Below are 10,043 nucleotides of genomic sequence, written 5' to 3'. Positions count from 1 at the left end.
CCGTCTCTCCGGCCCGGTTGGTGGTAAGCCAGTCGGGATGCGCTCTAACAATGGCGGATGACGCCGGTATCATCAGACCGTATTCAAACCAGGGAATCAGCCGCATGTTGTGGCGATGGGCCTGGCGGGTGAGGCTGTGGAGGATGTCGTCAAAGGGATACAGGGGCACATTGGCGATGCGATCGCAGCAGCTGCCACCGGCTTCCTGAGTTACCTGATTGGGATACAGCGTATAGCCCTGGTTCCAGACGCTGGGGTACAGGGTATTGATGCCATGCTCCGCTAGGTTTGCGATCGCATCATCCAAGCGAAAGCCATAGTAATTAATAGCCGCCGCCGTATTAGTCATCCACACCCCCCGAATTTGGTTGGTGTCAGCTAGCTTGACTGCCGGTGCCTGCCAACAGGCCAACACCAGCCACAGCGCCGCAATGCCCACTGCCAAATTACGCCGCCGCTTACGGTTCGCTAATTTAGCACGTTTAGCTGCACGGGAACTCTTGCCCGATTTCTTAGGAGATTTGGATATAACGTCAGACATTCACCATTGACCAACGGGATTCTAAATATTTCACCACGCTATCTTCACCGTGATGACCAATAATTTCGGTAGCATGCTGCCTCAGTTCTGGCGTAGCATTGGCCGTTGCCACGGCCACATCCGCCAGTTGGAACATCGAAATATCATTATTGTGATCGCCAAACACGGTCAGCTCGTGGTCATGTAGCTGGTGGAGCGTCTGTAGTTCGCGGATGCCATTAGCCTTAGTCGCCTGCCGGTCTTGGAGCGTCAGCCAGTACCAGTCAGGCTGATAGGGATTTTCAAATAGATGCATATCCAGCCGATCAGCAAAGCGGGAGGCTAATGCCTGCGCCAGTTCTGTCAGCCGTGCTTGGGTATCAATTAGTGTAAACCGCATCACCTGCTCGTCAAAAATCCGGGTCAGATCGGCTCGACAGGACCAGCGACCATCTTCATTCCGCTTAGCATCATCGATATACCACTGGACACCAGGATTAACGTCGGTGGTGAAATACATATGGTCATCTTGACCGTTGTAGCTGGAAATGAGGGGTTTAATTTGGTGAGATTCCACCAGCGTCAGAATATCAATGGCCAGCTCGGTGGCAATGTCATTCACAATCAGATGCTGTCCGGTCGCTAAGTCAGTAATGTAAGCTCCATTCAGCTCAATTACCGGCAACGGCAGCGACACCCCTTGAAAAATAGGCCCTACAGAACTCACGCTGCGGGAGGTGGCGATGGTGAAGGGTAAACCAGATGCCAATAAATGATTTAGGGTGTTCCGAGCGTAGGTGGATAAGGTGGCGGTGGATGTCAGTAATGTGCCATCGAGATCTGAAACATACAGTGTGGGCATGGGCGATCTTGAGTTAAAACTTCCCAAACGTCTGACCCCAAACGTCTGACAATGTTGTCCCACATAGTTATGGCAGGTATGGACTCCATTGTCTAGAAGTTCATCGTTCAAATATCCCCTTGATGCCCCAGTAAAATTCCTTAAAACGAGTCTTAGCAGGGGTTATAGAGCCGTTTCCTCAGATTTATAAAGTCAACCTTAATTCTGGCCACTATGTTTTGAGACGCTGGCCAATGTGATCGTCTGTTTTATGAAACAGTTCTATTTTGAAGTTGTTACAGAAGAGCGCAGACAATCAGGCAACAGCTTCCAGGTTATCCTCATAAGATCCCCAAACTTTCTTTTTATTCTAGGACTATAAGATAGTGGAAAGCTGAGGGGGGCTAAAGGATATGAATACCTGGAAAACCAGCTTAAGAAATGTCTGGATTGCCCTATGGCGATACCTCAATCAGCCGTTATTTGATAAAGACAATCCTACTGTCCTAGACCCATGGAAATTTGACCGATACAACAAAATTCAGTTTTTAGAAAACTGTTGGGAGTTAAACGTCTCTTCCCAGGAAAAACATAGCTAAGGCAAGGAAAACTACTATGAGCAGTTCACCAGGTTTTTTTACTCGGATTAACCGTACCCTCCAACAAAGTACGACTTGGGTTTTAGATGCGGCCAAACGTTTGTTTAGTCCAACGGATGATGACTATCCTGAAACAGGAGTACAGCCCTTTGATGGAGACATATCCGAGCAATAAGAGTAGATAAGTAAAATTCATCAAATGGCAGCTACCCCCTTCGGAAGTGTCCTGTACTAAATACAGGCTTCCGGAGGGGTTGCAACATGTGCAATGTTTTACAATGTTTTCTCCTTAGATTTGAGGATCTTAAACCTGAGGGATAATCTGCGGTGGTATATCCAGAATTTCCTCTAGGGGACTTCCTGGCACGTACCAGAGGTCGCTAGGAGGGTCCATAGGGGGTTCTAACTGCCAGCTATCGTCAGGGATAAGAATAGGCAGCTCATTGTTCTCGGGAGCTGCACCGCCGATGCTGATGGGGGTGCCCACAACGGTGGCATCGGCTAAGTTGAGATTTTCCATGGAGGCACCGGCAACATTTGCATAGTAAATCTGAGCCTGGCTAAAATTAGCATGATCTAGGGTGGCATTAGCTAAACTAGCATTAGTTAAAAATGCCCCTGTGAAATTGGCCCCGGCCAAGTGGGCTCCGGTGAGGTCGGCCCCTTCTAAATTACTCCAGGAGAGATTGGCCCCGGTGAGTAGGGCCCCTCGCAAATCGGCTCCAATCAGATGCACTTTACTCAGGTCTGTTCCGACTAGGTCACAGCGTCTGCATTGATTTGTGAGGATGAGCCGCTGCACGTTGGTAGCCCGCATGTCATCAATCACTGTTTCTGCTGGGGTTTCAGCTCGGCTCGGCGAGTCACAGATCAGCACAGAAAGCAGGGACAGTGTTACTAGAAAACGTTGTTTCATAATCTCCCCCTCTCAGCATAGAACCTGAGCTGCATAAGACTGCTGCTGTTGCTACAGTTTTACAGAACAGTCTTACGGCACAAGCCTAAAGAAGAGTTTTTATCTTATTTTTATTCTTACACAGATCATTGAAAAATCTCATATGGCTTCTCAGAGTTAATGAAACGATACGTGAAAATCGATCCTCATAAGTTCCTCAAACTGTTGGTTTATAGTTCCAAATAATAGTCACGACAGTTCACAGGTAGGGAGTGAAAGTGTTAGTCATGCCATACTTGCCATCTTGCGAGGAACTCTACTATGAACCGTGATGTAAAGCGCAAAGCCACTAGCATCAGCCTATCTCGACTGGTGCTCATCAGCGCCTTTCGCCTTAGTATGATCTGGGATCTGCTGACTACGTTTTTGGGGACCCTGCTGCTTTTAAATGGGATTCATTTTATTGCCCTCGGTCTGAGTTTAGTCGGCACTCTCATTGCCGGGGCGTTTAACTTTTCCACTCGAGCCATTTGGGCCAGTCGCCGCATCAAACAAAGTGAAACCTATCTGCTGAGGTTAGCTTGGACCTTGGCGGTTCTCTTTGACTTTTGGACATCGTTTATCTGTAACGTCACCTATGTGGCCTTAGGACGGTTTGAACTGGGACGCTCTGTTACCTGGGCCTACCTCTCTCAACTGCCTTGGGAACAGCATTTGATTGTGTTGGTGATCACTCTGTTTACGACCATGAGTCCCATGATGGTTGGTTTAATTAGAGAGCGTAATCCTGATTTTCTAGGCTAGCGATAAGAGAATTAGACTCATCCCTACGGGGCAGCCTCATAAAATCCTCATATCTCTTGAGTAATCTTAAGGTGAAGCAAAGCTTATCAAGGGACTGGTCCTATGCTGCCATCGACTCAAATCTCACCTCCGATTACGCGCCGAACGTCGTCTCTAACCTCACCTCGGACATCGGCCCAGGCTCCGACAACAGCAGAGTATGACTTTCTAATTATTGGCTATGGTAACGAACTGTGTGGCGATGCGGCGGTCGGTCCCTGGGTGGCGATGTCCGTTGCCGATTGGCAATTACCGGCGGTTAAGTCTGTGGCTGTGCCCCAGTTGATTCCTGAGTTAACGGCTGAACTGGCGCAGACCAACTATGTCATGTTTGTGGATGCCTGTGGTCATAACCGCATTCGTACTGTGCAAATTGCCCCGATTGTTGTCTGTGAGCAGCCACCGTCTCGAGCATTTGCTGCCCACACGTATGATCCCCTATCCCTGCTCAATTTGACCCAGCGTCTGTATCATCGTTATCCCCAGGCCTGGCTATTACAGATTCCGATTGAGTCCTGTGATTTAGGTGGTGATCTGTCGTCCAAGGCCCACCAAGGATGCGATCGCGCCCTACGCTCCATCGAACAGTTTTTAATCACTTACCGACGGCCAGTATTTGGGGAGCGCTACGGACATAACGCGTCTGTTTAGAATCGGACTTGGCAGGGGGCCAGCCAGGGCAGCGGAGGCAAGCAGGATATGACAACTCGATTTCGCGATCGCACCGAGGCCGGACAGCAGCTCGCGCAGCAGCTAAAGACCTATGCCAATCGCCCCGCTGTAGTCCTGGCACTGCCCCGGGGCGGTGTCCCCATTGCCTATGAAATTGCCCAGGAACTCAATCTTCCCCTGGATCTGTGTCTGGTGCGTAAACTGGGGGAACCTGGCCATCGGGAAAATGCCATCGGAGCCATTGCCGCCGACGGTATACGGGTCTTGAATTATCGGGTGATTCGCGGGTTAGGGATTTCCCAGCAAACACTGCAGACAATCACCGCCCAAGAACAGCAGGAACTGGAGAGAAGAGATCGGGCATACCGTAGCCATTGCCCCCGAGTGGCTGTCCATGATCGGACTGTTATTTTAGTAGATGATGGGCTGGCCACGGGGGCAACGATGCGGGCAGCGGTGATGTGGGTGCGATCGCAACAACCTAATCTATTGATAATCGCCGTACCCATTGCCTCTAAAGTGGCCTATCAGCAGTTAAAAGCGCAGGTAGATCGGCTGGTGTGTCTATATATTCCTAACCAGCTGTATGCCATTGGCCGCTGGTATGACAACTTTACCCAAGTGACCGATAGGCAAGTATGTACGCTGCTAGCTGGGCATTCCCCATCCAGCCATCGGGAAAATATCAAAGAAGCTACCGCCTAATGGTCTAGCTACCCTAAACCGCCCATTTGATCTAGCACCAGCCTCATCAATGAAGTTTGAACAAATTTAAACAAACCTGAACTTTTTGTTTGTTTGTGGGCCGATTAAAATTACGCCACTATGATTGCTAGAAGAAACTTAGGCAATTTTATATGAACGTTTCCTCCCAAATCAATTCCAACCCATGGCTCAACTTTTCCATGATTGGCATGATGTGGCTCCTAAATAGCCTCTGTTTTTTGTATTGTGTGGCAACAACTGTAGCTATTATCGAGATGTTATTCAGCTGATCTAGACGAGTACGCTTGAGCTTTCTAGGAAAAATCTATCAAACGGTATACACAGGTTTGGTTATTTTGATAGATGAGGCAGCGTCTGTTTTCTTCTATGCTAGAAGGGTAGAAAAAACAGATGTAAAAAAACAAGCATTGATGAAATTTAGAGACGTTACGTTGGCTGCGATCGCAGCTTTGGCGCTTTTAGGTACAGACAGTCAAACTGCTCGAGCAGAGGTAGATAGTACTGCTCTTCAGCCCTTTGTGCCACCCACCTATGAATATCAGCAATTAGAAAATCAGCGGCAGCTGGCTGACTACTGGCAACAGGTGGGAGCCAATGCTGTTGTTGTTGGTGATTACCCCAATGCTCTAACAGCCTTAAGCAAGGCTGTTGATCTAACAAGCGCTAGTGAACCTGAACTGCTAGAACAGCGAGGTTGGGTCTATTATCGTTTAGGCAATGAGTCAATAGCAGCGGCGGACTTCAGAACAGCGGCAGCTCTCTATTTATCAGAACAGCACTATGATGCCTATGTAAACACACAGCATATGCTGGACTTTTTGAATAGCTAAGTCAAGCGTTATCGCTTCCAAACGCTACGCCGAGCTATAAGGATTTTTCGGTTAAACAATGTATCCAATAAATCTGGTTTCGACTCCGCTCAACCTTCTAGCAACCTTCCAGCTTAGAGAGTTGAGCGGAGTCGTTTACAACAATGAAGCGTCTTCCACAGTCTCTTTAACTTCACCGCGAATAGAAACAGATTGGCCGATCAAACTCTCAATCTCGTCAATTACGTCTTCGCTAGTGACATTGTTCGATTCTGCCCTAAACTAGAATAAGGGGGGCGTTGATGACGTAACTCTCCTAAAAGAGAGATTTTGTCTCAAGGTGCAAAATACAGACTCTCTTTGATTGTGTCGAAATCTCGATCTCTCTCCACAGATAGACTCAATCCATAGACAACCTAGCACTTCCGTTAGATACAGAATTTTTATAAATCTGATTATATGTATAGGCGCTCTATCGCCTTATCCCCATGTCCCCATCGGCTCATCATCAGTTCAAACGTAGTGTAGCTCCCTGGATTCGAGGATTGGCGAGACTGGGATATGGAGCCAAAGCGATTGTTTATCTTTCCCTGGGCATACTGGCCACCCAAGCGGCCCTCAATCTTGGCGGAGAAACAACCGGATCCGATGGAACATTAATCGCCATTGCCTCTAAGCCCTTTGGGCAAATACTGCTGTTCCTGGTGAGTTTTGGTCTACTGGGGTATGTTCTTTGGCGTTTAGTTCAAGCATTTTTAGACCCGGAGCACGATGGCAGAGACTGGTCAGACATAGTCCGCAGATTAAGCTATCTGGCGAGTGGCATAGCTTATAGCAGTTTAGCGCTAACCGCACTGAGGCTAGCTTTGGGGCAGCCTTCTCAATCGAACAACCAGGGCAGTACTCCCGAGGTATGGGCGACTAGATTATTACAACAACCGATGGGCCGATGGGTTGTGGGCGCAGCTGGTGTTTGCATCATTGGCGTAGCCTTTTACTACTTTTACAGAGCGATCAAAGCAAAGTTTCGTAACCGACTGCGTCTTCATAACCTGAGCCAGATAACCAGAAAGAACCTCATTCGAATATGTCAGTTTGGCATCGCCGCCCGTGGTCTGGTGTTTTCCATCATTGGTGGGTACTTAATTAAGGCTGCAATTACAGCAGATGCCGATCAGGCCCGTTCAACTGAAGGTGCCCTGGAAGCTCTGCAGTATTCGTCCAGCTTTGGACAGTGGCTTCTGATTGTTACAGCAGCGGGGCTAGTGGCCTATGGTATATACATGGCTGTCCAGGCCCGCTATCGCAAAATTGAGGCGCCATCTTAGCTGAGCTATAAATATCTCTTTAGAATGAACCGGTCACAACCAACCAAGAAGGCTGGGGAGAGTTTTCATGTACAGCTGGCTCTGTTTCTGTGTGGGTTCCTGCCGAATCGTAAGGGAAGGCAGTAGCGTTTACATGAGACCGACCGACATTATATTGGCTAGTCGCCTAGTCAATATCTGTCGTAAACGGTAGTCGCATGTAAACGCCTTGCGGATCGTTGAGGGTTTTGAGCAGGCTCAATTCTTCCCGTAGTTTTATGGCTTCTTGGGAAATAGGATCTTGAGCCCAGGGTAATTTTGTGACGACACCAGTACCAAAGAGACTATCGAAGATTTGTTCTTCAAGGCTAGGGGGCTTGGGTAGTTCTTCTACCTGCCAATCGTCTAGTTCGGCGGCGGCGGCCGCCGCTGTAATGGCGTCGTTGAGCCCGCCCATTTGATCTACTAGATTGACCGTTTCAGCATCGGTGCCTGACCATACCCGCCCTTGGGCTACCTGGTCTATTTTTTCTTTGGGAGTTTCACGTCCCTCAGACACTAGGGTCAAAAAGCGATCGTATAAGGTGTTGACAAATCCTTGCTGCAGCTTCAGTTCTGCGTCGCTTTGGGGGCGGCTCACGGTGTCGATATCGGCTAGCTTAGCGGTTTTGATGATGTCCCAGGTGACGCCGTTGCGATTGGCAATTTCTTTAAAGTTCAGACGGAGGCCATATACACCGATGGAGCCGGTAATGGTACCGGCGGTGGCGAAAATCTGATCGCCAGGGGCCGCAATCATATAGCCGCCAGAGGCTGCATAGTTGCCCATGGAGATGATGACGGGTTTCTCGGCGGCCAAAAGTTCGACTTCGCGGGCGATGACTTCGGATGCGATCGCACTTCCCCCCGGACTATTCACCCGCAGCACCACCGCTTGAATATCTTGATCGTTACGGGCCTGCCTCAGGGTATCGGATAGCCCCCCTGAGGTAATCAGACCTGGCGTTGAACCATCCCCATCCACAATTTCGCCACTGGCATAGATCACCGCAACGGTGTCCTTGTTGCCAAAGGAACCAGTGTCTAAAGTTTGGCTGTAGCGATAAAGACTGATTTGAGTAAAGTCATCCTCATCTTCGCTCCACTCATCCTCGGTCTGCTCCGTTAGCTCCCTGAGCTCAGCGAGAACGTCATCGTAAAAGACAGCATTGTCAACTAGCCCAGCGGATTGGGCCTCGGCAGCAGGCAAAAATCCCTGGTTTTCAGCAATGGCTTGGATCGCCTCTGGATTTTTACCCCTGGCTTCGCTGGTGGTGGTCAAAAATTCCTGCCATAGATCGGTGAGCAGGGCCTGGGTCTGCTGTTTTTCCTCGGGGCTGCTGGTGGTGCGGGTAAAGGGCTCAATGGCAGATTTGTAGCGCCCTGCCCGCAGCACTTGTACCCCCACGCCATATTTATTGAGGGCTCCGGCTAGAAACTGAATCTCAGCCCGAAAGCCGTTGAGTTCCATGACACCCGCCGGACTGAGGTATACCGAATCGGCCACCGATACCAAATAGTAGTCCCGTTCCCCCCAAATAGTGTTGCTGGCCAATACCGGTTTACCCGAGTCGGTCTTAAATTTTTCGAGGGCGGCTCGCACCTCTTTTAAGGTGGCAAATCCGGCATTGGTATTGCCTGTGAGGTAAATACCTGTGATGCTGTCATCGGTGGCGGCAGCCTCAATGGCCTGCAGGGCGCTGTGGAGAGAAATGGCTCGGTAGCTGCTGCCATAGAGGGTTTCTTCTAGCACCACACTGGGGCCAGAGAAGGGAACGGCATCGACAACATCGGTGGCCAGGTCAAAGACTAATATCGAGTTTTTCTCGACTTCGGGCTCGGTTTCAGTGGCGGCGGAGTTGAGAAAAAAACCGGCTAGACCTAGGGCTCCCACCCCCAGTAGGGCGACTAAGCTAAACAGACCCACTAGCGTACCGAGAGCACTAGCAGCCGCATATTTAAAGAAATCTCGCATGGTGGGATGTGGCCCCAAGAGGATGGGTGATTGGTTTTACTTTATGGTAAGCGCTGAAGCACTTGGCTGTGTTTAAGTGCCTGAAGATTGCCTTGACCGGTGCAGAACAACGCTGTTTTGAGTTCGGCGATCAGGATATCGCTCAGGGTTTCTAGGGCCGCTTCGGAATGGTCAGCTGCCTTGAGAAAGGGGAGGGCCATACCGGCAATATCAGCGCCTAGGGCCAGGGTTTTAGCGACATCTAACCCATTTCGGAGACCGCCGGACGCGATCAGGGGGATTTTGGGTGCGATCGCACGTACCGCCACAATACAGTCAGCTGTTGGAATCCCCCAGTCGGCAAAGGTCTGCCCCAGACGACGCTGTTTGACATCTTCAGCCCGCTCACTCTCCACCCGAGCCCATGACGTTCCTCCAGCTCCAGCCGTATCAATTGCTCCCACCCCCACATTAATCAGCTTTTGAGCCAGACTCCCGGAAATACCGTTGCCCACTTCCTTGGCAATTACCGGTACCGGCAGCTGGGCACAGAGGGTTTCGATCTTGGCCATCAGACCGCTAAAGTCCGTATCACCTCGGGTTTGGACACATTCCTGCAGCGGATTTAAGTGCAAAATCAGGGCATCGGCCTCCAGCCAATCCACCACTCGCTGACAGTGATCTAAGCCATAGCTGTAATTGAGCTGCACCGCACCCAGGTTAGCCAGAAGCAACGCATCCGGCGCATAGCGCCGCACATTAAAGGTATTGGCCAGCTCAGGTTTTTCCACAGCCACGCGCTGGGACCCCACCCCCATAGCCAGACCAAAATTCTGGG

The 10,043-nt window shown here is 50.0% G+C and carries 12 protein-coding genes; 7 read left to right on the top strand and 5 right to left on the bottom strand.

The window, feature by feature from the left end:
• On the bottom strand, window positions 1–541 hold a 541-nt coding region (locus tag IQ260_RS21185), incomplete at its 3' end, for a family 10 glycosylhydrolase (protein ID WP_193995083.1).
• Window positions 534–1,382 (bottom strand): HAD-IIB family hydrolase, encoded by an 849-nt coding sequence (locus IQ260_RS21180; RefSeq protein WP_193995082.1) that lies wholly within the window; start codon window positions 1,380–1,382, stop codon window positions 534–536. The genes IQ260_RS21180 and IQ260_RS21185, both read right to left, overlap by 8 nt.
• A 392-nt stretch (window positions 1,383–1,774) precedes the next feature.
• Between IQ260_RS21180 and IQ260_RS21175 the strand changes: the two genes are divergently transcribed.
• Window positions 1,775–1,960, top strand: coding sequence for a hypothetical protein (locus tag IQ260_RS21175; RefSeq protein WP_193995081.1), 186 nt, complete (start codon window positions 1,775–1,777; stop codon window positions 1,958–1,960).
• 16 nt (window positions 1,961–1,976) lie between these two features.
• Window positions 1,977–2,135: a hypothetical protein gene (locus IQ260_RS21170; protein ID WP_193995080.1), complete on the top strand. Its 159-nt coding sequence runs from the start codon at window positions 1,977–1,979 to the stop codon at window positions 2,133–2,135.
• Between the two features lie 129 nt (window positions 2,136–2,264).
• Here IQ260_RS21170 and IQ260_RS21165 read toward each other — a convergent pair whose 3' ends face one another.
• A complete protein-coding gene (locus tag IQ260_RS21165) occupies window positions 2,265–2,876 on the bottom strand; it encodes a pentapeptide repeat-containing protein (protein ID WP_193995079.1) in 612 nt (203 codons plus the stop codon).
• Between the two features lie 300 nt (window positions 2,877–3,176).
• Between IQ260_RS21165 and IQ260_RS21160 the strand changes: the two genes are divergently transcribed.
• The 5 genes from IQ260_RS21160 to IQ260_RS21140 all read left to right on the top strand — a co-directional run bounded on the left by IQ260_RS21160 (window position 3,177) and on the right by IQ260_RS21140 (window position 7,233).
• On the top strand, window positions 3,177–3,659 hold the full coding sequence (locus IQ260_RS21160; RefSeq protein ID WP_193995078.1) for a hypothetical protein: 483 nt from the start codon (window positions 3,177–3,179) through the stop codon (window positions 3,657–3,659).
• Window positions 3,660–3,761: 102 nt separating this feature from the next.
• Window positions 3,762–4,349 carry a hydrogenase maturation protease gene (locus IQ260_RS21155; RefSeq protein ID WP_193995077.1) on the top strand — a complete coding sequence of 196 codons (588 nt, stop codon included), beginning with the start codon at window positions 3,762–3,764 and terminating at the stop codon, window positions 4,347–4,349.
• A gap of 48 nt (window positions 4,350–4,397) precedes the next feature.
• Window positions 4,398–5,075 carry a phosphoribosyltransferase gene (locus IQ260_RS21150; RefSeq protein ID WP_193995076.1) on the top strand — a complete coding sequence of 226 codons (678 nt, stop codon included), beginning with the start codon at window positions 4,398–4,400 and terminating at the stop codon, window positions 5,073–5,075.
• Window positions 5,076–5,506: 431 nt separating this feature from the next.
• Complete coding sequence (locus IQ260_RS21145) at window positions 5,507–5,926, top strand: tetratricopeptide repeat protein (RefSeq protein WP_193995075.1); 420 nt, start codon at window positions 5,507–5,509, stop codon at window positions 5,924–5,926.
• Window positions 5,927–6,393: 467 nt separating this feature from the next.
• The gene (locus IQ260_RS21140; protein ID WP_193995074.1) at window positions 6,394–7,233 is read left to right on the top strand and encodes a DUF1206 domain-containing protein; all 840 of its coding nucleotides are present in this window, start codon (window positions 6,394–6,396) and stop codon (window positions 7,231–7,233) included.
• 166 nt (window positions 7,234–7,399) lie between these two features.
• On the opposite strand, the gene sppA is transcribed toward IQ260_RS21140, so the two are convergent.
• Both sppA and fni read right to left on the bottom strand, forming a co-directional pair.
• Window positions 7,400–9,226 carry a signal peptide peptidase SppA gene (sppA, locus tag IQ260_RS21135; protein ID WP_193995073.1) on the bottom strand — a complete coding sequence of 609 codons (1,827 nt, stop codon included), beginning with the start codon at window positions 9,224–9,226 and terminating at the stop codon, window positions 7,400–7,402.
• A gap of 41 nt (window positions 9,227–9,267) precedes the next feature.
• The coding region (gene fni, locus IQ260_RS21130) for a type 2 isopentenyl-diphosphate Delta-isomerase (protein WP_193995072.1) at window positions 9,268–10,043 on the bottom strand (776 nt) is incomplete at its 5' end.

Source organism: Leptolyngbya cf. ectocarpi LEGE 11479 (assembly GCF_015207065.1).
Taxonomy (GTDB): domain Bacteria; phylum Cyanobacteriota; class Cyanobacteriia; order Phormidesmidales; family Phormidesmidaceae; genus Leptothoe; species Leptothoe ectocarpi.
Note: the sequence above shows the minus strand (reverse complement) of the source record. Positions and strands in the feature narration are given on the sequence as shown.